21 protein-coding genes and 2 pseudogenes are annotated in these 23,166 nt (G+C 44.1%); 14 read left to right on the forward strand and 9 right to left on the reverse strand.

What is annotated here, in order from left to right; all coding sequences use genetic code 11:
• Positions 1-139: 139 nt before the first annotated feature.
• Complete coding sequence (locus tag KGMB01110_RS13510; protein WP_119298867.1) at positions 140-1,510, reverse strand: sodium-dependent transporter; 1,371 nt, start codon at positions 1,508-1,510, stop codon at positions 140-142.
• A 264-nt stretch (positions 1,511-1,774) separates the two neighbouring features.
• Here KGMB01110_RS13510 and KGMB01110_RS13515 point away from each other — a divergent pair, with 264 nt between their 5' ends.
• Complete coding sequence (locus tag KGMB01110_RS13515) at positions 1,775-2,278, forward strand: HD domain-containing protein (RefSeq protein WP_117602516.1); 504 nt, start codon at positions 1,775-1,777, stop codon at positions 2,276-2,278.
• Between the two features lie 192 nt (positions 2,279-2,470).
• On the opposite strand, the gene KGMB01110_RS13520 is transcribed toward KGMB01110_RS13515, so the two are convergent.
• The gene (locus KGMB01110_RS13520) at positions 2,471-3,514 is read right to left on the reverse strand and encodes a hypothetical protein (RefSeq protein WP_119298869.1); all 1,044 of its coding nucleotides are present in this window, start codon (positions 3,512-3,514) and stop codon (positions 2,471-2,473) included.
• A 233-nt stretch (positions 3,515-3,747) separates the two neighbouring features.
• Here KGMB01110_RS13520 and KGMB01110_RS13525 point away from each other — a divergent pair, with 233 nt between their 5' ends.
• Positions 3,748-4,479 carry a phosphatase gene (locus KGMB01110_RS13525; protein WP_117602514.1) on the forward strand — a complete coding sequence of 244 codons (732 nt, stop codon included), beginning with the start codon at positions 3,748-3,750 and terminating at the stop codon, positions 4,477-4,479.
• A 74-nt stretch (positions 4,480-4,553) separates the two neighbouring features.
• Entirely contained in the window at positions 4,554-4,859 is a 306-nt protein-coding gene (locus KGMB01110_RS13530; protein WP_119298871.1) for a YerC/YecD family TrpR-related protein, read from the forward strand.
• 91 nt (positions 4,860-4,950) lie between these two features.
• Here the strand turns inward: KGMB01110_RS13530 and KGMB01110_RS13535 are convergent, their stop codons facing one another.
• Positions 4,951-5,550 carry a DUF1836 domain-containing protein gene (locus KGMB01110_RS13535; RefSeq protein WP_117602512.1) on the reverse strand — a complete coding sequence of 200 codons (600 nt, stop codon included), beginning with the start codon at positions 5,548-5,550 and terminating at the stop codon, positions 4,951-4,953.
• 259 nt (positions 5,551-5,809) lie between these two features.
• On the opposite strand from KGMB01110_RS13535, the gene KGMB01110_RS13540 reads away from it, so the two are divergent.
• Genes KGMB01110_RS13540 through KGMB01110_RS13550 form a run of 3 tightly spaced genes read left to right on the forward strand, consistent with a single transcriptional unit; the run spans position 5,810 to position 9,944 of the window.
• The gene (locus KGMB01110_RS13540; RefSeq protein ID WP_117602608.1) at positions 5,810-6,295 is read left to right on the forward strand and encodes a MarR family winged helix-turn-helix transcriptional regulator; all 486 of its coding nucleotides are present in this window, start codon (positions 5,810-5,812) and stop codon (positions 6,293-6,295) included.
• Positions 6,292-8,040, forward strand: coding sequence for an ABC transporter ATP-binding protein (locus KGMB01110_RS13545; protein ID WP_119298873.1), 1,749 nt, complete (start codon positions 6,292-6,294; stop codon positions 8,038-8,040). Before KGMB01110_RS13540 ends, KGMB01110_RS13545 begins: the two co-directional genes overlap by 4 nt.
• A gap of 2 nt (positions 8,041-8,042) precedes the next feature.
• Positions 8,043-9,944, forward strand: coding sequence for an ABC transporter ATP-binding protein (locus KGMB01110_RS13550; RefSeq protein ID WP_119298875.1), 1,902 nt, complete (start codon positions 8,043-8,045; stop codon positions 9,942-9,944).
• A gap of 209 nt (positions 9,945-10,153) precedes the next feature.
• Here KGMB01110_RS13550 and KGMB01110_RS13555 read toward each other — a convergent pair whose 3' ends face one another.
• From KGMB01110_RS13555 to KGMB01110_RS13575, 5 genes are all read right to left on the reverse strand, one after another.
• Complete coding sequence (locus KGMB01110_RS13555) at positions 10,154-10,930, reverse strand: SDR family NAD(P)-dependent oxidoreductase (protein ID WP_119298877.1); 777 nt, start codon at positions 10,928-10,930, stop codon at positions 10,154-10,156.
• Positions 10,931-11,101: 171 nt separating this feature from the next.
• Entirely contained in the window at positions 11,102-12,349 is a 1,248-nt protein-coding gene (locus KGMB01110_RS13560; RefSeq protein WP_119298879.1) for a 3-isopropylmalate dehydratase large subunit, read from the reverse strand.
• 21 nt (positions 12,350-12,370) lie between these two features.
• Positions 12,371-12,865, reverse strand: coding sequence for a LeuD/DmdB family oxidoreductase small subunit (locus KGMB01110_RS13565; RefSeq protein ID WP_119298881.1), 495 nt, complete (start codon positions 12,863-12,865; stop codon positions 12,371-12,373).
• 37 nt (positions 12,866-12,902) lie between these two features.
• Entirely contained in the window at positions 12,903-14,153 is a 1,251-nt protein-coding gene (locus KGMB01110_RS13570) for a 3-isopropylmalate dehydratase large subunit (protein WP_119298883.1), read from the reverse strand.
• A gap of 3 nt (positions 14,154-14,156) precedes the next feature.
• Positions 14,157-14,630 (reverse strand): LeuD/DmdB family oxidoreductase small subunit, encoded by a 474-nt coding sequence (locus KGMB01110_RS13575; protein WP_119298884.1) that lies wholly within the window; start codon positions 14,628-14,630, stop codon positions 14,157-14,159.
• A 167-nt stretch (positions 14,631-14,797) separates the two neighbouring features.
• On the opposite strand from KGMB01110_RS13575, the gene pcrA reads away from it, so the two are divergent.
• From pcrA to KGMB01110_RS13615, 8 genes and pseudogenes are all read left to right on the forward strand, one after another.
• Positions 14,798-17,080, forward strand: a complete 2,283-nt coding sequence (gene pcrA, locus KGMB01110_RS13580; protein ID WP_119298886.1) for a DNA helicase PcrA — start codon at positions 14,798-14,800, stop codon at positions 17,078-17,080.
• A gap of 212 nt (positions 17,081-17,292) precedes the next feature.
• Positions 17,293-17,544: a hypothetical protein gene (locus KGMB01110_RS13585; protein WP_117602503.1), complete on the forward strand. Its 252-nt coding sequence runs from the start codon at positions 17,293-17,295 to the stop codon at positions 17,542-17,544.
• A gap of 165 nt (positions 17,545-17,709) precedes the next feature.
• Positions 17,710-18,765 (forward strand): 3-deoxy-7-phosphoheptulonate synthase, encoded by a 1,056-nt coding sequence (locus tag KGMB01110_RS13590; RefSeq protein WP_330508286.1) that lies wholly within the window; start codon positions 17,710-17,712, stop codon positions 18,763-18,765.
• 20 nt (positions 18,766-18,785) lie between these two features.
• The gene (gene rlmD, locus KGMB01110_RS13595; protein WP_119298890.1) at positions 18,786-20,258 is read left to right on the forward strand and encodes a 23S rRNA (uracil(1939)-C(5))-methyltransferase RlmD; all 1,473 of its coding nucleotides are present in this window, start codon (positions 18,786-18,788) and stop codon (positions 20,256-20,258) included.
• Positions 20,259-20,627: 369 nt separating this feature from the next.
• Positions 20,628-20,801, forward strand: a pseudogene (locus KGMB01110_RS15735) (ORF6N domain-containing protein); the annotation flags it as partial.
• 97 nt (positions 20,802-20,898) lie between these two features.
• Positions 20,899-21,177, forward strand: a complete 279-nt coding sequence (locus KGMB01110_RS13605; protein WP_119298892.1) for a helix-turn-helix domain-containing protein — start codon at positions 20,899-20,901, stop codon at positions 21,175-21,177.
• Positions 21,178-21,230: 53 nt separating this feature from the next.
• A pseudogene (rhuM, locus tag KGMB01110_RS13610) lies at positions 21,231-21,976 on the forward strand (RhuM family protein).
• Positions 21,977-22,004: 28 nt separating this feature from the next.
• Entirely contained in the window at positions 22,005-22,367 is a 363-nt protein-coding gene (locus KGMB01110_RS13615; protein WP_119298894.1) for a VOC family protein, read from the forward strand.
• A gap of 177 nt (positions 22,368-22,544) precedes the next feature.
• Here KGMB01110_RS13615 and KGMB01110_RS13620 read toward each other — a convergent pair whose 3' ends face one another.
• Complete coding sequence (locus KGMB01110_RS13620) at positions 22,545-23,102, reverse strand: biotin transporter BioY (protein ID WP_119298896.1); 558 nt, start codon at positions 23,100-23,102, stop codon at positions 22,545-22,547.
• Positions 23,103-23,166 lie beyond the last annotated feature (64 nt).

Consider the following 23,166-nt stretch of genomic DNA (forward strand, 5'->3'; position numbering starts at 1 on the left):
ATAGTATATTCTGTATAATGAAAAAGGTGATAGAAGTCATTTAGCTCAAGAGAAGTGAAAAGGATTTATGGTCTAATCATTTCGTTAAGAAAAGCTCTGTTCATTCGAAACAGAGCTTTTTGTCTGGGGATCACATATGTTACATGGAAATCCATCCGAAAGCATTTGCCACGGAACTAAGCAGGATGATAATTGCAAAGATCGGGCAAAGGTAGCGGATCATAAAACGGAAGATATGTTTTCTGCGGAAAGACTGTCCGTTCTGAGTTACTTCTTCTTCCAGTTTCTTGACTCCGATGACTCTAGATACTAGCAGACAGGTTGCCATGGCTGCAATTGGCATCATGACGGAGTTTGTCAGGAAATCAAAGAAATCCAGGAATTGCATTCCGATGATGGTGACACCGGCAAGTGGACCATATCCAAGACAGGAAAGGGTTCCGAGAATAATCATGATCAGCCCCATGATGACGGTAGATTTTTTTCGGTCCCAGTGCAGCTCATCTTCGAAAGTAGAAACAGCACTTTCAGTTAATGCAATGGAACTGGTTACTGCTGCGAACAGTACCAGAAGGAAAAACAGAATTCCGACAGCGGTTCCAAATCCCATATTGGCAAATACTTTTGGGATCGTGATAAACATCAGGGCAGGACCGGCTTTCAGGGAATCCGGATCCCCGCCTGAGAAAGCAAAGACAGCAGGAATGATCATCAGTCCTGCCATGATTGCGATGGCAGTATCGAAGATTTCTACATTCTGGGTAGAATCTTCAATCGAAGTATCTTTTTTCATATAAGATCCAAAAGTGACGAGGATCCCCATTGCGATGGAAAGAGAGTAGAACATTTGTCCCATGGCAGATACCACCGTCATCCAGGAGAAGTTCTCCAGATTTGGGACGAGAAAATATCTGACACCCTCCATTGCTCCGGGTCTGGTCACAGAATAAATCATAATGATTACGGATAAAACCACAAGAATCGGCATCATAAATTTGGATACACGCTCAATTCCGTTGCGGACACCGGCATAAATAATTCCAAGGGTAAAGAATGTGAAGATCAAAAAGCAGATCTCTGTGGCAAGTCCGTTTGAAATGAAATTTCCAAAGTATTCATCCGTGGCAAGGAGTTGTCCCTGTCCAATGGCGTATTCAGCCAGATATTTGATGACCCATCCTCCGATTACAGAATAATAGGGAACGATGAGAATCGGGATGATCGCATTGATCCAGCCCCCGGTAGATAACAGTTTGGATTTCCCGAAGCTTTGGAATGCCCCGACCGGACTTTTTCTTGTCATACGTCCAAGAGAAGTCTCGGCTATAATCATGGTATAACCAAAGGTCAGTGCCAGAATGATGTAAATCAGTAAAAAGATTCCGCCGCCGTATTTGGCAGCAAGGTACGGAAACCGCCAGATATTCCCCAATCCGACAGAAGCACCGGCAGCTGACAGTACGAAGCCGAGCTTTCCGGAAAATGTACTTCTTTTCTTGTGTTTGTTCATAATATAAACTTCCTTTCATTCCTCCAGATATGTAACGCACATAGTTATTTCAGTGTAACATAGAGGTGAAAAAAAATCAATCATAGAGTGGACTTAGACAGGAAATCTGAGTGATTTTATGCAAAGACACAGACGGAAGACTCTGCCGGTATTGGAGTTTCTTGATGGTTGGACAGAAAACTGATATGATAGTACCTGATATCAGTGAAATATTTGAAAATCAGAGGAACAGATTGGAAATCTGCTGATAAGGAGGAAAGAGTGATGAACGAAAGATTCCCAAGAGAAAAAGTCTATCTGGCGATGATCAGCCTTTTCGCAGGGGATCCCAGACGGATCCAGCACTTTACGAAGGTGCATTCTTATGCTGCATTGATTGGAAAGATGGAGCAGTTACCGGAAACAGAACAGGAGATTCTGGAGCTGGCAGCTTTGGTTCATGATATCGGGATCAAACCGGGAGAGGAAAAATTCGGCAGAAGTGATGGGAAGATTCAAGAGCAGGAAGGCCCGGCAGTTGCAAGAGAATTGCTCACAAAAGAAGGAATTTCGGAAGATATAACAGAAAGAATCTGCTATCTGGTGGGACATCACCATACATATGATGGAATAGATGGGGCGGATTATCAGATTTTGGTGGAAGCGGATTTTCTGGTCAACCTGTATGAGGAAACTGCGTCAGAACATGCGATCAGACAGGCGAAAGAACGGATTTTTAAGACGAAAAGCGGAATCCGGTTGCTAGAAGAAATATTTAAGATCGCCTGAAGATGCCGTATTGATAAAAGTGAAGTTACTGTTAGTTTTCTGACAACCACAAACACAGATAGAAAACATCGGAAAAAAGCAACAGGGTGGAAATCTTTTTCGATTTCCACCCTGATTTTCACATTTTTACTCTTTCTGATCTCGTATCATATTTAGATTTGAAAATATTTCAATCGAGGTTCAGCGACTTGATCAATAATCATCATCTGCATAGTCATCTTCAAATGGATCATCGTAATCATCTTCATAATCATCGCCTTTTCTGCCACCGACGATCAGAAGAATCAGATAGATGATTGCCAGAACACCACTTGCAATTGCTCCGTAGAGTAGCCATTTGTCACTTCCGTGTTTTAAGAAAGTGAAACCTGCACCACCTGCGCAGAACAGGAGTGGGAAGAAGAATGCAAGTCGTGAACGTACATTTCTCATAAATAAAGTGAGCAATCCGGATAACAGGATGCAGAGAGCAAGGATCACATAGACCATACCTGTTGTGATCTTTCCCCCGGATGAAATTCCGTCCAGTCCTGCCAATACTGCTTTGGCACCAAAGAATAATCCGCCAAGAATGGACAGGATTCCAAGTACAATACGAAGCGGTCTGAATTTTGCCTCATCTTCATAATCATCGTAGTCATCATAGACCGGCTCTTCCACCGGTTTTGGTGTGGGCTTTGGAGCCTGAGTTTTCCGTTTTGGCTGTCTTGGCTCTTCTGTATTCTGGTCAGCCGGACGTTTTTTCTTTTTCTGCTGTTTTCTCGGATCTGTATTTAACATTTCCTCATAACTCTTGCGGACTGCCGTTTCCTTTTTCTTACGGACATGCTCCGGAGGAATGTTTCCGATAAAGTTCTCATCTGTATCAGCGTGTGCAGCAGCCGGACGTTTTTTCGGATGTTTCTTTGGCTGTGCTTCAGCAGAAGTACCTTCTGGTCTTGCATGATGTGCCGGTTTTTTCTTCGGGGCATCTGCAGCATGTTCCGGATGTTTTGCAACTGGTTTCGGAGCAGCTTTTGCAGCTTCGGAATCAACAGATTTTTCAACAGACCTTTCAGCCGGTTTTGCGGTGGTTTTGGACGCTGTCATTTTTTTCTGACGCTGTTTATCCAGATTCCACATTTTTTTACAGTCTTTACAGATGGCAAATTCGTTATAAATAGGTGCGTTGCTATCGTCAAGGCCTACCTGCCTTTGTTTTAATTCAAGTTCTTTTCCGCAATTGGGACAGTTCATTTGTATTTCCTCGCTTTCGTAGATCGATTTTCTGACATCTTTCGATTGCTTTCCTGCCTATTATAGCATTATGTTGTAGGAAGAACAACGAAAAGTTGCAAAATGTGGTATGATACAAGTGTAGATTCACAATTCGGTCACATTTACTGCAGACAGATATTCAGTGGTGAGGCCAGAGATAAGAGGAATCATACAGCACAGATGCAAAATGGTGGCAGAAAAGGAGTACATCTATGAAATTGATTGCAGATACACATTCACATACACTAGCAAGCGGACATGCATACAGTACAATCCGTGAGATGGTGCGTGCGGCTTTTGAAAAAGGAATGGAAGCGTTCGCAATTACGGAACACGGGCCAAAAATGCCGGATTCCTGCGGAAGATATTATTTTAATAATCTGAGGGTTGTTCCGAGAAAACTGGAGGGAGTGGATCTTTTCCTTGGAGTGGAGGCAAATCTGATGGATCCGGAGGGAACCCTGGATTTACGGGAAGATATTTTAAAGCAGATGGATATCGTGATTGCCAGCATTCATGTGCCGTGTTATGGGCTGGAACATACGGAAAAGGAGAATACAAACGCTTATCTGAAAGCAATGGAAAATCCATATGTCCATGTGATTGGACATCCGGACGATGGGCGTTTTCCGGTGGATTACGAGGCGATGGTAAAAAAGGCGAAAGAAACGCACACACTGATCGAGGTAAATAATTCCTCTCTGAGTCCCATCGGATTTCGGAAGGATACACATAAAAATATGAAAGAGATCCTGACTCTGTGCAAGCAATACGAAGTCTGTATCACCACATCCAGTGATGCACATATTGATGTGGACGCCGCGAATTTCTGTTATGTGGAGGAAATACTGAGAGCATGTGATTTCCCGGAAGAATTGGTGGCTACGACAAATCTTGAACTGTTAAAATCTTTCCTGAATTGCGGAGAAAAGGATTATCGTTAAAAAGTAGTAGACTTTAAAAGTTTAGTGTGCTAAAATGTAAAAAGAATCATTTGATCGTTAAAGGAGACGTTATCATGAGTAAGAAGATCAGAACAGAATCCGTAGACTATCTGTTTCAGGGCATATTAAGCTTAGAGTCGAAGGAAGAATGCTATACATTTTTTGAAGATATCTGTACGATTAACGAATTGTTGTCACTGTCTCAGAGATTTGAAGTGGCAAAGATGTTGAGAGAACACAGAACTTACCTGGAGATTGCAGAGAAGACCGGAGCATCTACGGCTACGATCAGTCGAGTGAACCGTTCTCTGAATTATGGAAATGACGGTTACGATATGGTTTTTGACCGGATCGGGGATATGAAGGAAAAAGAAGAGTAAATGATGATGCCGAAATAAGAAGAAAAATGGGGATGGCAGGTTAGAATCCTGAAAAAAGAGTCGCATATGCGGCTCTTTTTTCGCTATTTTATTACTTAGACGTGGAATCTGACAGATCGTCCAGAAGACGTTCCACAATCATTTTTTTCAGATAAATATCAAAACTCAGACTGCAGATGAAAGAGAAAGTTTTTAAGTCTTCCCGGTATTCATCCGGAGCATCTGAAAAAGACTCTTCGGATTTCTGGTAGATTTTCTGCAGTTCTTCTTTCAAATCCGGAATCTGCATTTTCTCCAGTTCACAGACTTCCTGATAGATCTGGTCGATCTGTAAAGGTGCATCTGTGTGGAAATGTTTTTCTGTTAAAGGCTGTAAAAGCTGTTCAATGTCCCGGATGGATAAAATATTTTTAAAGTAGTAAATAAAGATCAGAACGATCATGTGCTCCCTGGAATACTTTTTCTTCAGAGGCGGGGGCAGAAGATTGTTCTTGGCGTAGTTGTTGATCATGGTCTTGGTCAGAATCTTATCTTCTTCATAGCGTTTGGTAGGAGAAAGTCCCTTTTCCATAAATGTTGTGACCTGATCCATATATAAATCGATATTTGGAATCTCATCCAGCGGAATATAGTTTAAATGATCCAGAGATTCCAAGATACTGTTAAGTAAATCTTTACTGTCTATCTTCATATAATCACCTCAATATAGCCATTATATAGTATTCAAAACCAGATAGCAAGAAAAAGAATAGGATTGACAAACGAAAAAAAAGTGATAAAATAGTTCGGAAACGAATAGTTCACAACTGAACTGTTTTGGAATGAACTATTCACAGCGCATGATTTACAGTGAATAATCTGTAGAAAGTGGGTGGAATGGTGCGAGCGGGAAAGAAACGATTGTCAGGGCTGGTTTGGAATTATATTTCATGAAAGATAAGGAAAAAAGGATGGAAGAAAGAGAACAGAAACAAAAGAAGGAACCGGAGATCGGGTTACAGATCCACAGGCTGGATCATACAATTTCAAAGAGACTTCGCTGCGGTGTTGCGAAGGCAGGAGTAGACGAAGTGAGTTTTATGCATGGGTGGCTTCTTCGTTATTTATATGAAAATGATGAGAATTCCATCTATCAGAAGGATATTGAACATTATTTTTCGGTGGGAAGATCTTCCGTAACCGGAACGTTGAAAGCTTTAGAACGTTTGGGATATGTGTATCGGGAATCTGTGGAAAATGATGCCAGGTTAAAACGGGTTCGTCTGACAGAAAAAGGAAGAAAAACCCATGAGACACTGCAAAGTGTGATTGACGGGTTGGATAAGCAGCTCGTGAGAGGAATCGAGAAAGAAGATATTGAAATCTTTCTTTCGGTTGTAGAAAAAATCAGAAAGAATATAGAACAAGAGTGCAAAAAGAAGGAGGAAAAAGGATGATTCGTACATTATTAAAAGAAGTAAAAGAGTATAAAGCCGCATCCATTGTGACTCCGCTGTTTATGATTCTGGAAGTGCTGATGGAAACGGTAATCCCGTTTCTGATGGCTTCTATCATTGATAAAGGAGTTGAGACGGGGGATATTCACCATATTTACAAAGTGGGTGGAATTATGGTGGTGGCTGCTTTTATCGGACTGGTTGCGGGAATGGCAGGCGGTTGGTATGGAGCTAAGGCTTCCGCCGGATTTGCAAAGAATTTGCGGCAGGCAATGTTTGAGAGGATCCAGACATTTTCCTTTGCAAATATCGATCATTTCAGTACAGCCGGTCTGGTCACAAGGCTGACGACTGATGTGACCAATATTCAGAATGCATATATGATGATTCTGCGTATGTTTACGAGAGCACCAATCAGTCTGATCTGTGCCATGGCCATGTCCTTTGCCATCAATGCGAGACTGGCATGCATTTATCTGGTGACCGTGATTGTTCTGGGAGGAATCCTAGCCTTTATCATGACCCATGCTGCCCGGTATTTCGATCAGATTTTCCCGAAGTATGATGAGTTAAACGAATCTGTTCAGGAAAATGTATCGGCAATCCGTGTGGTAAAGGCATACGTAAGAGAAGAAAAAGAAACTTCCAAATTCAGAAAAGCATCGGAAAACATTTACCGGCTGTTTGTGAAAGCGGAATGTAATCTGGTTTACAATGCGCCGCTGATGCAGATTGCAGTATATACCTGCATCCTTCTGATCAGTTGGCTGGGGGCAAAGATGATCGTGGCAGATTCACTGACCACGGGAGAACTGATGAGTCTTCTGACTTACTGCATGAATATTCTGATGAGTCTGATGATGCTTTCTTTTGTGTTTGTGATGATTGCCATGAGTTCTGCCAGTGCAAAGCGTGTGGCAGAGGTACTGACGGAAAGCAGCACGCTGAAGAATCCGGAACATCCGGTGGAAGAAGTGGAAAATGGCTCTATTGAATTTAAACATGTGGATTTCGCTTACAAGGCCGGAAGCAGTGAACCGGTGTTGAAAAATATCAATCTTTCGATCCGGTCGGGAGAGACCATTGGTATCATCGGAGGAACCGGAAGCGCAAAGACCAGTCTGGTTAACCTGATCAGCCGTCTGTATGATGTGACAGCAGGGGAGATCCTGGTAGGCGGAAGGAATGTAAAAGAATATGATATGGAAGCACTGCGAAATCAGGTGGCAGTGGTATTGCAGAATAACGTGCTGTTTTCCGGCACTATTCTGGAAAATCTTCGCTGGGGCGATGAACATGCCACAAAGGAAGAGTGTGAGAGAGTCTGCCGTCTGGCTTGTGCGGATGAATTTATCCAGAGATTTCCGGATGGATATGAAACCCATATTGAGCAGGGCGGAAGCAATGTGTCCGGCGGACAGAAACAGAGGCTTTGTATTGCAAGAGCACTGTTAAAGAAACCGAAGATCCTGATTCTGGATGACAGTACCAGCGCAGTGGATACGGCAACGGACAGTAAGATCAGAAAGGCATTTCGGGAAGAAATTCCGGATACGACCAAGCTGATCATTGCCCAGAGAATTTCAAGTGTGCAGGATGCAGACCATATCATTGTAATGGACGAAGGAACGGTAAATGGATTCGGAACCCATGAAGAATTGATGGAAACGAATACTATTTACCGGGAAGTATATGAATCTCAGACCAAAGGCGGCGGAGATTTTGATGAAAAGGCAGGTGAGTAAAGATGGCAGGTATGAATCGAAGAGTCCCACAGGGAAAGAAGCTGGGAAAAGAGCAGTTAGGTCTGTTGAAACGGCTTGGAGCTTACGTGTTCCGTGATTATGGCCGGCATTGTCTGGCGGTGGTGATCCTGATTCTGGTAAGTGTCCTGGCCAATGTACAGGGAACCATGTTCATGCGAAATCTGATCGATGATTATATTACACCGTTCCTTTTAAGTGACCATCCGAATTTTTCACCGCTTGCACATGCAATCGGAAAAGTGGCAGTCTTTTATGCCATCGGAGTTATTTCTACTTATCTTTACAACCGGATCATGGTCAATGTGACCCAGGGAACTTTGAAAAATATGAGGGATGATCTGTTCTCTCATATGGAAAAATTACCGATCCGATATTTTGATTCCCATGCGCATGGAGATATCATGTCGGTCTATACAAATGATATCGATACTTTGCGACAGATGATCAGCCAGAGTGCTCCGCAGTTGATCAACAGCGCGGTAACGATTGTCAGTGTATTTGTCAGTATGCTGATCCTGAATATTCCGTTGACGGTGGTGTCGATGATCATGGTGGCGATCATGGTGACCGGATCGAAAAAAGCGGCCGGAATCAGTGGACGTCAGTTTGGATTGCAGCAGAAGAATCTGGGTGCGGTCAACGGTTATATCGAAGAAATGATGAATGGGCAGAAAGTCGTAAAGGTCTTCTGTCACGAAGAACAGGCAATTGCAGAGTTTAAAGAACTCAACAACAGGCTTTATGAGAGTGCCGATAAGGCGAACACTTATGCAAACTATCTTGGCCCGTTAAATGCACAGCTTGGAAATATCAGTTATGTGGTCTGCGCCGTGGTAGGTGGAGCCCTGGCTCTTAACGGAATCGGCGGCTTTACGCTGGGAGGACTTGCAAGTTTCCTGACTTTTAACAAAAGTTTCAGTATGCCGATCAACCAGATCAGTATGCAGTTGAATGCAATCGTTATGGCGATGGCAGGGGCAGACCGTATCTTCCGTCTGATGGATGAAAAAGAAGAGGAAGACGAAGGTTATGTCACACTGGTCAATGCGAAAGAGGAAAACGGAGCACTCACAGAATGTGAAGAAAGAACCGGAAGATGGGCATGGAAACATGTACATCAGGCAGATGACAGCGTAGATTATATCGAGCTGAAAGGGGATGTGGTCTTTGAAGATGTAGACTTTGGATATGACCCGAAGAAGATCGTGCTCCATGATGTGAACCTTTATGCACAGCCGGGGCAGAAGATTGCCTTTGTGGGATCCACCGGAGCCGGAAAAACGACCATTACCAATCTGATCAATCGATTTTATGATATTCAGGAGGGAAAGATCCGCTATGACGGAATCAATATTTCCAAGATCTGTAAGCCGGATCTGCGACGTTCCCTTGGAATTGTGTTGCAGGATACTCATTTGTTCACCGGAACGGTGAAAGAAAATATTCGGTTTGGAAAATTAAATGCAACGGATGAAGAAGTCGTTCGGGCAGCAAAACTGGTCAATGCAGATGGATTTATCCGAAGACTGCCGAATGGATATGATACGGTTCTGACAGGAGACGGTGGCAGCTTGAGCCAGGGGCAGCGTCAGCTGATCTCCATCGCAAGGGCAGCGATTGCAGATCCGCCGGTTTTGATTCTGGATGAAGCGACCAGTTCCATAGATACCCGAACAGAGCAGATCGTGCAGGACGGTATGGATCGCCTGATGCATGGAAGAACCACGTTCGTCATTGCACATCGACTTTCTACGGTAAGAAATTCTGACTGTATTATGGTTCTGGAACAGGGAAGAATCATTGAGAGAGGAACCCATGATCAGCTGATTGCGGAAATGGGCAAATATTATCAGCTGTATACAGGAAATGTGATCGGGGCGTAATTATGCATTCCTTTTGCGAAAGAATTGGGTTAGATAATCAAAAAGGGACAGGTCATTTTTGAGAGATTTCCTCAAAAGTGCCTGTCCCTTTTTTAGCTTTATCAACGAACAAAATTTGAGTAATAGGATAAAACGTGCTGATAAAAACTATTATCTTTCCGCAAAAGGTTACAACGGGAACCGCTTACGAAAGCATAAGGATTAATACATCAATACATCACATCTCCGCCACAGACATTTAATGCCTGTCCGGTCAGGTAAGAAGCCTCATCGCTCAATAAGAAGCAGGCTACATTTGCCACATCTTCCGGACTTCCAAGACGTCTCAGCGGGATGCGGACACGGAATCGTTCCATGACTTCATCCGGTCGGATGTTCCGTTTGGCGGCATAATCATCGATCTGCTGATCCCACATCGGGGTGACGATAATTCCAGGGCAGAGGGCGTTGATTCGAATTCCCTGCGGTCCAAACTCTCTGGCCAGGGACTGGGTCAGCCCGATGACACCGGATTTGGAAGCACAGTAAGCCTGATAAGCATCAGTTCCGGCTTTTCCGGCCTGGCTGGACATATTGATGATACTGCCGCCACGTTCTGGGGTCATGTGTGGAATGACTTCCCGACAGCATTTAAACTGGGAGGTCAGATTGATATTCAGGGTCTTATCCCAGATTTCATCGGTGTGTTTAAAAAATGGAGTGATAATGGAGATCCCGGAATTGTTGATCCAGAAATCGATGTAACCTTCTGCTGCGATGATCTCTTCCACTACGGTGTGGATTTCCTTCTCATCTGTTACATCCAGATGCATGGCTTCCGCAAGATAGCCTTTGGCTTTCAGATCTTCTGCAACCTGTGTTGCGGCGTCAAGACGAAGATCTGTGACGTAGACTTTACCGCCTCTTTTGGCAATTCCTTCGCTGATTCCAGCACCGATTCCGCTTCCAGCACCGGTCACAACGGCAATTTTTCCTTCGAATGACATATAGAGTCCCTCCCTGAGTAATTTCTTTTCTTGTAGTTTATTGTAACACAAACGACCGGTAAAAAATACCGGTCGCCTTGGTTTGAAAACATTTTCAGATTTTCTCTATGATGTTGAAAATTTTCCGAAAGATATCGAAACCTAAAAGGACCCGGAAGTTGAAACAGTGAATTACTCCGGAACTACAATCTCTCCGGCAATGGCACAGGCAGCAGCCGTGGCAGGAGATGCCAGATAAATCTCGACTTTAGAGGTTCCCATTCTACCGAGAAAATTCCGATTGTTGGTGGCAACGACACGTTCTCCGTCGGAGAGGATTCCTCCGGTGCGTCCGCAGCAAAGCCCGCATCCGGGGTGGGTAATAATGGCACCTGCTTCCGAAAGAGTCAACAAGGTTCCGTCTGCTAGAGCCTGGCGATAGATCTTCCGGCTGGCAGGAGTCACGATCAGTTTGACAAAAGGAGCCACTTTTTTTCCTTTTAAGATAGAAGCTGCTCTTTGCAAATCCTCCAGACGTCCGTTGGTACAGGAACCGATGAAGACCTGATCAATCTTTGTTCCGGCCTGGCTTTCTACGGTCTTGATGTTGTCTACCTGAGAGGGACATGCAAGAACCGGAACCAGATCTTCTGCCTGGTAGGTGATTTCGCGCACATAAGCAGCATCCGGATCTCCGACCAGATTTTTCTGATCTTCACTCAGCTCGATCTCACAATATTCCGCCGTTTTTTCATCCGGAGAGAAGAGTGCGCATTTTGCACCGGCTTCGATGGCCATATTTGCGATGGTCATACGGCTGGCAACGGTCATATTTTTCACGGTATCTCCGGCAAATTCCAATGCCTTATAAGTGGCACCGTCGGCTCCAAGATCACCGATGAGACGAAGAATCACATCCTTGGAGGTTACATTTGCCGGAAGGGTTCCGTTGATGGTGACTTTGATGGTTTCCGGAACTTTGATCCAGAGTTCTCCGGTTCCTAAGATACTGGCCATCTCGGTATAACCGATTCCGGAAGAAAATGCGCCGACACAGCCGTAAGTTGTGGTATGGCTGTCGGTTCCGAAGACCACATCTCCCGGTTTGACGTATCCGGCTTCGGTCATCAACTGATGGCAGATTCCGTCGGAACGATGGATGTTTTTCATACCATATTTTTTTACAAATGCATTTCCGATGCGGAAATGACGGGTATCGTCTACCTGGCTGGCAGGAACCAGATGGTCATAGATCAGAACCACTTTGTCTGGATCCCACAGTCTGGTGAAGCCCATTTCTTCAAATTTTTCTGCAACAAACGGGATGAAGATATCGTGGATCATCACACGGTCTACGTTTGTGGTTACGATATCGCCGGCTTTGGCGTCGGCAATCCCTGTATTTTTACGAATGATTTTTTCAATGATTGTAGCACCCATATGTACTGTACCTCCTGTAAGTTAGTCCAATCCATTACGGTGGCGCATGGCCTTGACCAGTCCACCGGCATTGATGATCTCTACCAGATTTTCCGGAAGAGAAGTGATGGGGAAGGACTGACCGTTGTAATGGATACAGGAGTTGACAGTGACTTCGATGGTATCGCCTTCTTTTACCGCATCATGGAGATCCGGATTCTCGATCAGGAGAAGTCCGTTGTTGATGGAATTGCGGAAAAAGATGCGGGCAAAGGATTTTGCGATGATGCATTTGATCCCCAGAGCCTGGATCACTTCCGGAGCCTGTTCTCTGGAGGATCCGCAGCCAAAGTTCTTGCCTGCAACAATAATGTCACCCTTTTCAATCTGTCCGGCCATTTCCGGGCGCAGCGGTGAAAAGGCATAAGGTTTCATATCTTCGACGGTTTTCAGTGCCAGGTATTCGGTGGGGATGATAATGTCGGTATCGATGTCGTCACCCAGTACCCAGACCTTTCCGGTAAATGTTTCGCTCATAATTTTCTTCCTCTCTGTCTGTAATATATGGAAAATCTCAGACCATATCAGCAGTTGCAATCTCGCCTTTGATGGCAGAAGCAGTTACGGTTGCGGCACTTGCCAGATAGACGAAAGAATCACGGTGTCCGGCGCGGCCCTTGAAGTTACGGGTTCCGGTACTGATCAAAGTCTCACCTTCACCGATTACGCCCTGACAGCTTCCCCAGCAGACGCTGCAGTTCGGATTCATGACGATGGCACCGGATTCCATAAAGATATCGAGCAGTCCTTCTTTTAAGGCATCCTGATAAACCTGACGGCTGGCAGGAACTACGAGGAAACGGACTTCCGGAGCCACTTTCTTTCCTTTGATCAGTTCTGCTCCGACTCGGAGATCTTCCAGACGTCCGTTGTTGCAGGAGCCTAAGAATGCTTCGTCAATTTTCACACCCAGGCTTTCCTTTGCAGGAACTACATTGTCCACGAAATGTGGTTTTGCAACAATCGGCTGGATTGTGCTTAAGTCGATATCGTAAGTCTCGGCGAATACGGCATCTTCATCGCTGGTAAAGAGTGCTTTCGGTTCGCGGTCGTGAGCATGAAGATAATCCATTGCAATTTCATCGACTTCCATCAGTGCAGTTTTTGCACCGGCTTCTACGCAGAGATTGCAGATAGAGATGCGGTCGCTCATGGTAAGAGATTTTAAACCTTCTCCGGCAAATTCCATGGCTTTATAATTGGCACCGTTGGCACCGATTTTTCCGATAATAGTCAGGATCAGATCCCGGGCATAGACACCGTCCGGGAGCTTGCCGGTCAGGTTGAATCGCAGGGTTTCCGGAACTAAGAGCCAGGATGTACCCGTGACCATGGCGTAAAGGTAATCAGTACATCCGACTCCGGTTCCAAATGCACCGAGCGCACCGTATGCACAGGTATGGCTGTCAGCACCGAAGATCAGTTCTCCCGGACGGACATGTTTTTCCATCATGACCTGATGACAGACGCCTTCTCCCTCGTAAAAGGTAATGCCGTGTTCTCTTGCAAAATCACGCATTTTTTTCTGGGAAGCGGCAGTCTTCGGACTGTCGGACGGAAGGTTGTGGTCCACGATCCAGACCAGTTTGCTGACGTCTTTGATCTGCGGATGTTTTAATTGATTATGATACATATCGATGGTCAGATGAGTGGTTCCGTCATTACTCATCAGACGATCCAGTTCTACAGTATGGATATCACCGGCTTTGGCGGATTCTACCCCGGCAGCGCAGGCGATGATCTTTTCAGCCATTGTCATTCCCATCGTTTAATCCTCCTTGTTCAGTGATGCGATCAGACCGCCCTGATCCAGAATCTGCTGCATCTGCGCAGGCAGTTTGGTGCAGGTAAACGTCTGTCCGTTGGCTTTGATGATTCCATCTTCTAAATACAGTTCCATTTCATCCTGATCTTTCACATGATCATAGAGGTCTTTGCAGACGATGACCGGAAGGCCGATGTTGATGGCATTGCGGTAAAAGATCCTGGCGAAAGATTTGGCAATCACGGCTTTGACACCCAGGGCTTTTAAGACGCTGGGGGCCTGCTCTCTGGAAGAACCGCAGCCAAAGTTTTCACAGGCTACTACGAAATCTCCGGGCTGTACTTTGGATGCAAATTCCGGATCCAGAGATTCAAACGTATACTGTTTCATCTCATCGATGGTCGGAAACAGAAGATACTGAGATGCAATGATCTGGTCTGTGTCCACATCGGTGTGAAATCTAAATATTTTTCCCATAGGAAGTCCTCCTTTAACATTCGTTTTTGAACAAACTATTTCTATTATAATGGAGGAATCCGGGAAAATCAATGATTCCAATTAATTGCATGACCTGCTTAAATTCTGTCCCCAAATATCACAGACTTGTGGTATGATAAAATCTAGCGAAAGAAAAGGAGCAAAATATGAGTATTTATGATAGCTTAAATGAACAGCAGAGAGAAGCGGTGTTTCATACCGAAGGGCCTCTTTTGATCCTTGCGGGAGCAGGCTCCGGAAAAACCAGAGTCCTGACTCACAGAGTTGCATATTTAATAGAAGAAATGGGTGTGAATCCCTGGAATATCCTTGCCATCACTTTTACCAATAAGGCGGCAGGAGAAATGCGGGAACGTGTAGACAAACTGGTAGAATATGGGGCGGAAAATGTCTGGGTCAGTACCTTCCATTCTCTTTGTGTCCGGATTTTGCGCAGAGAGATTGAGTATATCGGATATGACCGCAATTTTACGATCTATGACGCAGATGATCAGAAGACCCTGATGAAAGATGTCTGCCGTCAGGTGGGAATCGATACCAAAGTTTATAAAGAACGGATGCTGCTGTCGGTGATTTCTTCTGCGAAAGATGAGATGCTGACTCCGGATCTGTTTGAAAAACAGGCGGGCGGAGACTTTAATCAGTTAAAGATCGCAAAAGTCTACCGGGAATATGAAAAGCAGTTGCATGCCAATAATGCTTTGGATTTTGATGATCTGCTGTTAAAAACGGTTCAGCTTTTTGAAACACAGCCTGAGATTCTCAACAAGTATCAGGAACGGTTCCGCTATATTATGGTGGATGAGTATCAGGATACCAATAATGTTCAGTTCCGCCTGGTAAGTCTTCTGGCTGGCAAATATGAAAATCTTTGTGTCGTGGGTGATGATGACCAGTCCATTTACAAATTTCGCGGGGCAAATATCAAGAATATCCTGAATTTCGAGCAGGTCTTTCCGAATGCCAGAGTGATCAAACTGGAACAGAATTACCGTTCGACCAAAACCATTCTGGATGCGGCAAATGCAGTGATCCGTCATAATCTGGGCAGAAAGGATAAGACGCTGTGGACGGAAAATGAGGAAGGCGAAAAGATTCATTTCAGTCAGTTTGACACGGCCTATGATGAGGCGGAATTTGTGGTAGGAGACATTAAGAAACGGGTCGGAAGCGGCATGGGAACCTATCAGGATTATGCAATCCTTTACCGGACCAATGCACAGTCCCGTCTCTTTGAGGAAAAATTTGTGACTGCGGGAATCCCGTATAAGATCGTAGGAGGCGTAAACTTTTATGCCAGACGGGAGATCAAAGATCTTCTGGCGTATTTAAAAACCATTGACAACGGAAGGGATGATCTTGCGGTGCGCCGAATCATCAACGTTCCGAAACGGGGAATCGGTCTGACGACGATCAACCGGGTGCAGGAGTCTGCACAGGCAAGAGACATCGGATTCTATGAAGCACTGCAGGGACTGGATCTGATCCCGAATATCGGAAGAGGGGCGTCCAAGCTGGAATCTTTCGTGGCGCTGATCGAACATTTTAAACTTCGTGTGGAAGAACTTTCTATCTCAGACTTGCTGAAAGAGATTATCGAAGAAACAGGTTACATAGAAGTGCTGGAAGCGGAAGGAAAAGAAGAGGCAGAAGCCAGAATTGAAAATATCGACGAATTGATCACGAAAGTGGTGGATTATGAGGATTCCTGTGAAGAAGAACCGACTTTGAGCGGTTTTCTGGAGGAAGTGGCGCTAGTTGCTGATCTGGACAGTCTGGATGAAAATGCGGATTATGTGGTGTTGATGACGCTGCACAGTGCAAAAGGTCTGGAATTCCCTTATGTCTATCTGGCAGGAATGGAGGACGGGCTGTTCCCGAGTTATATGACGATTACAGCCGACAGTCCGGAAGAACTGGAAGAAGAACGTCGGCTGTGTTATGTGGGAATTACCCGTGCCATGAAGGATCTGACCATGACCTGTGCCCAGCGAAGAATGGTACGTGGCGAGACCCAGTATAATAAAACGTCCCGTTTCCTGAAAGAAATTCCGTCGGAGCTGTTGTCTTCCGGACAGAAAGTCGGACTGTTCGAGAAAAAGCAGGAAGAAAAGAAAGAGAATCCATATTTTCAGGCAAAGAAAGCATTTCAGGCAAAGCCATTTTCAGGAGCTTCTTCCTATAAGTCTCCTTATAATTCATATGGAGCAGGCGGAGTGGGCTTCCAGAAGGGGAAAGCCTTTGGAACACCAAAGAGCGGTGGACTGGATTATAAAGAAGGAGACCGGGTGCGTCATATCAAGTTCGGAGAAGGAACCGTACAGTCGATTGTGGAAGGTGGACGGGATTACGAAGTGACCGTGGAATTTGACCAGGTGGGACGCAAAAAGATGTTTGCTGCATTTGCCAAATTGAAGAAAGTCCAGTAGCCGGGAACGTGGCAGGTAAAGTGGCAGGAACATGGAAGCGGAAGCGAAAGAAAATTACGGGACTGACACGGCGAGTAATCGGAAAAATTGACGGTAAAAAAATATAGTGAAATATCAGAGTTGTGGTAGTAATCTGAAAAATGAAGTGGTATAATAAACAAAAAGCTGCCCACAGAAGTGGAACGACATAAGAAGGAAAGGACGGGAACATTATGGATAATGTAAGCAAGAGAGTAGAAGAACTGATCGCAGAGACCAAGCTCAATGAACTGCTTCGCAAGAAAGAAGAGGAAAAGGGCAAAAACATTATCGTATGGGTGCTTGCTGTATTAGGTGCAGTGGCAGCAGTTGCAGGAATCGCATATGCAGTGTATTGCTTCCTGACTCCAGATTATCTGGAAGATTTCGAAGACGATTTTGATGATGATTTTGATGATTATTTCAGCGAAGACGACCAGATCTAAGAGAGCAGAAAGTGTAATATAAGAAAGATAAATAAGGGACAGGATGTGGTTCACAGCTGCACCCTGTCTTTTTTGTTAAGTGATGAGTCAGGGTGTGCGGCATGATCAGATTTTGCCGGAAGTACGGGTCGCCAAACAGAATGAAAGTGTTTTTAAGTTACAGAGATACAGAAAGACGAGGAAAGAAAAATGTCAATGAAGTTAAACCATGAACTGCCAAAGCCGGAAATCCTCAAACAGGAAATTCCGATGACCGAAGAATTAAAAGAACTGAAGAAGAAAAGAGATGCAGAGATCCGGGATGTATTTACCGGAAAATCCGATAAATTTCTTGTTTTGGTGGGACCGTGTTCTGCCGATAATGAACTGGCAGTTTGTGATTATGTAAACCGTCTGAAAAAGGTTTCAGATAAAGTGCAGGAGAAATTGCTGATTATTCCGCGCGTTTACACAAATAAACCGCGTACCACAGGGGATGGATATAAGGGAATGTTGCACCAGCCGGATCCGGATAAGGCACCGGATCTTTATGCCGGAATCATTGCGATCCGAAAAATGCATCTGCGTGTCATGAAAGAGACAGGTCTGACTTCCGCAGACGAGATGCTCTATCCGGAAAACCGGAGCTACCTGGATGACATTTTGTCCTATGAAGCAGTAGGAGCAAGATCCGTCGAGAACCAGCAGCATCGTCTGACCGCCAGTGGAATGGATATTCCGGTAGGAATGAAGAACCCGACCAGCGGTGATCTGGACGTTATGCTCAACTCTATTACAGCAGCACAGCATCCGCATAACTTCATTTACAGAGGATGGGATGCACAGACCGAGGGAAATGAGCTGGCGCATGCAATCCTTCGCGGTGGCGTGGATAAATATGGAAAGAATATTCCGAACTATCATTACGAGGATCTGGCTCGTCTGGAAGAAATGTATGCGAAACGCAATCTGAAGAATCCGGCAGTTATCGTGGATGTGAACCATTCCAATTCAGGAAAGAGACATAAAGAGCAGATCCGAATTGTCAGTGAAATCCTGCACAGCCGGAATTATGACGCGGGAATCAAGCAGATGGTTAAAGGTGTAATGATCGAAAGTTATATTGAAGAAGGAAGACAGGACATCTGTGAAAATCTGACTTATGGAAAATCCATTACAGATCCATGCCTTGGATGGGATGACACAGAACGGCTCCTGATGGAAATTGCAGAGAAGTGCTAAGGAAAGGAACCGGTAGGGGTATGAAGAAGAAGCAGATTTTGGAAGGCGTGATCGAGCGCGTGGATTTTCCGAATAAAGGGTATGTATATGTGGATGGCGAGGAAGTACCGGTCATCGTAAAAAATGGAATCCCGGGACAGAAAGTTCGCTTTCTGATCAATAAAATACGAAAAGGTCAGCCGGAAGGAAGGCTTCTGGAAGTGCTGGAATCTTCTCCGATGGAAACGCGAGATCCGGTTTGCAGCATTTTTCCGGCCTGCGGAGGCTGTATGTACCAGACCATGTCCTATGAAGATCAGTTGGAGATGAAAAAAGATCAGATTCAGAGAATTTTGGATGAGGCAGTCCTGCCGGGGCGAACGTATACCTATGAAGGAATTAAACGAAGCCCGAAAGAGTTCGGTTATCGAAACAAAATGGAGTTTTCCTTTGGAGATGATCACAAAGATGGACCGTTGACTCTGGGACTTCATAAAAAAGGAAGTACGTATGACGTACTGACAGCATCAGATTGTAAACTGGTCCATTCAGACATGAATCAGATCCTGATCTGTATTCTGGAATATTTTACAGAAAAAAAGGTAGGATACTATCATAAAATACAGCATGAAGGTTATCTTCGTCATCTGTTGCTTCGCCGTGGTGATACGACGGGAGAGGTCCTGGTCAGTCTGGTAACGAGCACACAGGAAGAACATGACCTGTCAGAACTGGTGGAGAGACTGCTGAAACTGGAACTGGAGGGAACGATTGTTGGAATTCTTCATATCTTCAATGATTCTCTGTCCGATGTGGTACAGAGTGATGAGACGAAGATCCTGTACGGACAGGATTTCTTCTATGAAGACCTGTTGGGACTGAAATTTAAAATTACTCCCTTTTCCTTCTTTCAGCCCAATTCCAGAGCGGCAGAAGTTCTCTATGAAACAGTTCGTGAATATATCGGAGATATTAAGGATATGACGGTATTTGACCTGTTCAGCGGAACCGGAACCATCGCCCAGATCCTGGCACCGGTCGCCAAAGAAGTGATCGGTGTGGAGATTGTAGAAGAGGCGGTAGAGGCTGCACGAGAAAACGCAGCGCGCAATGGATTATCCAACTGTAAATTCATAGCAGACGATGTATTTAAGGCGCTGGATGAGATTGAGGAAAAGCCAGATGTGATCGTGCTGGATCCGCCACGTGATGGAATCCATCCCAAGGCATTGCCGAAGATTCTGGATTATGGAGTAGATCATATCGTCTATATTTCCTGCAAAGCAACCAGTCTGGCACGGGATCTTGAGACGATTCAGGGAAGAGGATATCGCTTGGAAAAAGCAGTGGCTGTGGATCAGTTCTGCGAGACTGTGCATTGTGAGGTGGTCACCTTGCTTACCAGGAACGGAGAATTCAATCTGGCTAAATCAGACAATGCGAGACAGCCACAGTGTACACCGGAGAAGGAAGATGCAATTATGCAGGCATTTAGGCATTTTGGAATCATATAGATTGTGGATAAGCAGCATTGTGTTAAAAATATAGTAAAGTATGGGAAAAAGGACATTCCGGATCTGTAGATTTTACAGGTCAGGGAATGTCTTTTTTAATGATATGGAAGTGCTTAAGGGAATAATACTGAAGTATTAAGACGGATATGAATGATATCTATCTGATCTAATTTAGAAGTGATTGGATAAAGAACATACAGGTTGACTGCTTTTGGAGAAGTTTTTTAGCCCGTAAACGATATCAGCGGTATTTCGATTGTATGAAAGCTATTGTAAAAAATAATACAACATGACATAATCGGATTGACGAAAGAAATATAAATATTTATAATATAGACAAAACGAGAATGTCATGAAAGGGGGAGGTTAATGGGAAAATCGGTAACACTTGAAGAGGCGTTAAAAAGAATTGCGGACGATTTTTTGACCGCAAATCTTAATAACAAGAGTAGGTATAATCCACATGTGTTCACAGAGCAAGGACTATATATGCTGATGACTGTTTTAAAAGGACCGTTGGCTGTTAAGCAGAGTAAAGTAATGTAAAAATTATGCGCCACGACAAAATCAGATTGACATAATGAGTGCATATATTTATAATATAGACAAAATGAGAATGACGGAATCGGAGGGTATTGCAATGGAGAATTCTGTAACACTTGAACAGGCATTAAATAGAATTGAGGAATTGGAGAAAGAAAATGCGGAACTTCGAAAAGAACTGGAGTATTACAGAAATCGAAAAATGAGCGGACGGCAGAAACATAATGCCAAGTGGATGGCAATTTACAATGATTTTGTTGCCTGTTATGAGAGTGGAATGACAATGGTAGAAATTGCAAAACGTAATAATGTCAGTGAGCGGACGATATACAGGTATAAAGCGTATTATGACGAAATGAAGAAAACAGAGGAATAGACCGTTTTACTGATGTTAGTAAAATTGTTCAATGTGGGAGAAGAAAGTCTAATATGAAAAAGAAGAAAGAAGAAGTAATCATCCGTTCCAGTGCAGCGGAATACTTAACTTATGTTGCCTCTGTTGGCGATCAGCAGGATAGTATTGAAATGCGCTATGAGGATGAGAATATATGGTTGACACAGAAGATGATGGCAACATTGTATGATGTGGGTACTAACACTATAAATTATCATATTAAAAAATATTTGAAGACAGCGAGTTGCAGGCGGATTCAGTTATTCAAAAAATTCGAATAACTGCTGCTGATGGAAAAGATTACAGTACAAATCATTACGCGTTGGAAATGATTATTGCAGTTGGCTTCAAGGTCAATTCTGAACGTGCAGTTCAGTTCCGCAAATGGGTCAATCAGATTGCGAAGGAATATACCATCAAAGGATGGGTTATGGATGATGAAAGGCTAAAACGAGGAACGTATTTAACGGAAAAGTATTTTGATGAGCAGTTAGAGCGCATTCGAGAAATACGGGCTAGTGAAAGAAAGTTCTACCAGAAAATCACAGACATATATGCAACTGCAATTGATTATGACAAGAGTTCATCAATAACAAAAAGGTTTTATGCATCGGTTCAGAATAAGATGCACTACGCGGTACATGGCCATACAGCTGCCGAGATTGTAAAGCTTCACGCGGAAACAGAATTTGAAAAATATCGTGTAATTCAGGACAGATTATTCATGTCTGACTTTGATAAGTATATTCTGGAATTAGAAGAGAAGGCAAAGGAACAATAATACAGATGGATGGAGGAACAGGACGAAAATGAAATTGAAGAACATTATGATTGTGGTGAAAGATATTGAAAAATCAAAACAATTTTATCATGATCTGTTTGGCCTGGATATGATACTGGACAATGATGGGAATATGATTTTAACAGAGGGACTTGTACTTCAGGACGAGAAGATCTGGAGAGAGTTCCTGGAAAGAGAAATTGTCCCAAAGAATCATGCCTGTGAACTGTATTTTGAAGAACGGAATATCGAAGCATTTGTTGAAAAGCTGGAAAGAATATATCCGGAGGTGGAATATGTCAACCGGCTTATGACGCATAGCTGGGGACAAAAGGTTGTCCGCTTTTATGATCCGGACGGAAATCTGATCGAGGTGGGAACTCCTATGTGACAGACTTTAAAAGAGCATTTAACCGAGAGAAAGATGATGTACAGACATGGTTTGGGGCAGATCCAACATTTATCGGAGGGTGATCCATTCTTTAACAGAAAGAATGGATCACCCTCCTGACATTATTAAGAGGAACCGTTCTTTTGAATCAGATGATAGCGTAAGAGAAAAAGGTTCTTACTGTACAACAGATCCCAGGCGTTTGCGAATACTTGGACCGATGATCATTGCAATGACCATTTTGCAGAGATCTGCCGGGATAAATGGAATTACACAGACCGCGAGAGCGGCGGATGCTGTATATCCTGACTGGAAACAGAACCAGACGGTTCCAAGTATGTAACAGAGAAGGGTTCCGAAGATCATTCCGGCAAGCTGGATCCAGCGTTGGCTGAAATTGTCGATAATGATTCCGGCAATGATTGCCATCGGGATAAAACCTATGATATATCCGCCGGTAGGGCCTGCAAGTTTGCCGATTCCGCCGGTGAAGCCGGAAAATACAGGAAGTCCTGCGAAACCGATCAGGAGATAAACGAAATAGCTGAGAGTTCCTTTTTTCCAGTCCAGAAGATAGAGCGACAGATAGATCGCAAAGTTAGTCAGCGAAATAGGGACAGGTCCAATCGGGATGGACATCGGGGCAAGAATGCAGGTAACGGCTGTCATTAATGCGGTGACGGCCATTGCGTAAGTGTTGGTTTTTCTGATGGATTGTGTTTTTTCTTGTGTCATAGGATGGAATCCTCCTGTTCATTAAAAATGTGTTGAAAAAGTAAAAATTTTATATTCAAAAGAA

Origin of the sequence: Mediterraneibacter butyricigenes, from assembly GCF_003574295.1 — a bacterium.
GTDB lineage: Bacteria > Bacillota > Clostridia > Lachnospirales > Lachnospiraceae > Mediterraneibacter_A > Mediterraneibacter_A butyricigenes.

Coding starts and splice junctions, on each gene's coding strand:
- KGMB01110_RS13510 (WP_119298867.1), bottom strand. CDS start 1,510: ATGAACAAACACAAGAAAAGAAGTACATTTTCCGGAAAGCTCGGCTTC.
- KGMB01110_RS13515 (WP_117602516.1), top strand. CDS start 1,775: ATGAACGAAAGATTCCCAAGAGAAAAAGTCTATCTGGCGATGATCAGC.
- KGMB01110_RS13520 (WP_119298869.1), bottom strand. CDS start 3,514: ATGAACTGTCCCAATTGCGGAAAAGAACTTGAATTAAAACAAAGGCAG.
- KGMB01110_RS13525 (WP_117602514.1), top strand. CDS start 3,748: ATGAAATTGATTGCAGATACACATTCACATACACTAGCAAGCGGACAT.
- KGMB01110_RS13530 (WP_119298871.1), top strand. CDS start 4,554: ATGAGTAAGAAGATCAGAACAGAATCCGTAGACTATCTGTTTCAGGGC.
- KGMB01110_RS13535 (WP_117602512.1), bottom strand. CDS start 5,550: ATGAAGATAGACAGTAAAGATTTACTTAACAGTATCTTGGAATCTCTG.
- KGMB01110_RS13540 (WP_117602608.1), top strand. CDS start 5,810: ATGGAAGAAAGAGAACAGAAACAAAAGAAGGAACCGGAGATCGGGTTA.
- KGMB01110_RS13545 (WP_119298873.1), top strand. CDS start 6,292: ATGATTCGTACATTATTAAAAGAAGTAAAAGAGTATAAAGCCGCATCC.
- KGMB01110_RS13550 (WP_119298875.1), top strand. CDS start 8,043: ATGGCAGGTATGAATCGAAGAGTCCCACAGGGAAAGAAGCTGGGAAAA.
- KGMB01110_RS13555 (WP_119298877.1), bottom strand. CDS start 10,930: ATGTCATTCGAAGGAAAAATTGCCGTTGTGACCGGTGCTGGAAGCGGA.
- KGMB01110_RS13560 (WP_119298879.1), bottom strand. CDS start 12,349: ATGGGTGCTACAATCATTGAAAAAATCATTCGTAAAAATACAGGGATT.
- KGMB01110_RS13565 (WP_119298881.1), bottom strand. CDS start 12,865: ATGAGCGAAACATTTACCGGAAAGGTCTGGGTACTGGGTGACGACATC.
- KGMB01110_RS13570 (WP_119298883.1), bottom strand. CDS start 14,153: ATGGGAATGACAATGGCTGAAAAGATCATCGCCTGCGCTGCCGGGGTA.
- KGMB01110_RS13575 (WP_119298884.1), bottom strand. CDS start 14,630: ATGGGAAAAATATTTAGATTTCACACCGATGTGGACACAGACCAGATC.
- pcrA (WP_119298886.1), top strand. CDS start 14,798: ATGAGTATTTATGATAGCTTAAATGAACAGCAGAGAGAAGCGGTGTTT.
- KGMB01110_RS13585 (WP_117602503.1), top strand. CDS start 17,293: ATGGATAATGTAAGCAAGAGAGTAGAAGAACTGATCGCAGAGACCAAG.
- rlmD (WP_119298890.1), top strand. CDS start 18,786: ATGAAGAAGAAGCAGATTTTGGAAGGCGTGATCGAGCGCGTGGATTTT.
- KGMB01110_RS13605 (WP_119298892.1), top strand. CDS start 20,899: ATGGAGAATTCTGTAACACTTGAACAGGCATTAAATAGAATTGAGGAA.
- KGMB01110_RS13615 (WP_119298894.1), top strand. CDS start 22,005: ATGAAATTGAAGAACATTATGATTGTGGTGAAAGATATTGAAAAATCA.
- KGMB01110_RS13620 (WP_119298896.1), bottom strand. CDS start 23,102: ATGACACAAGAAAAAACACAATCCATCAGAAAAACCAACACTTACGCA.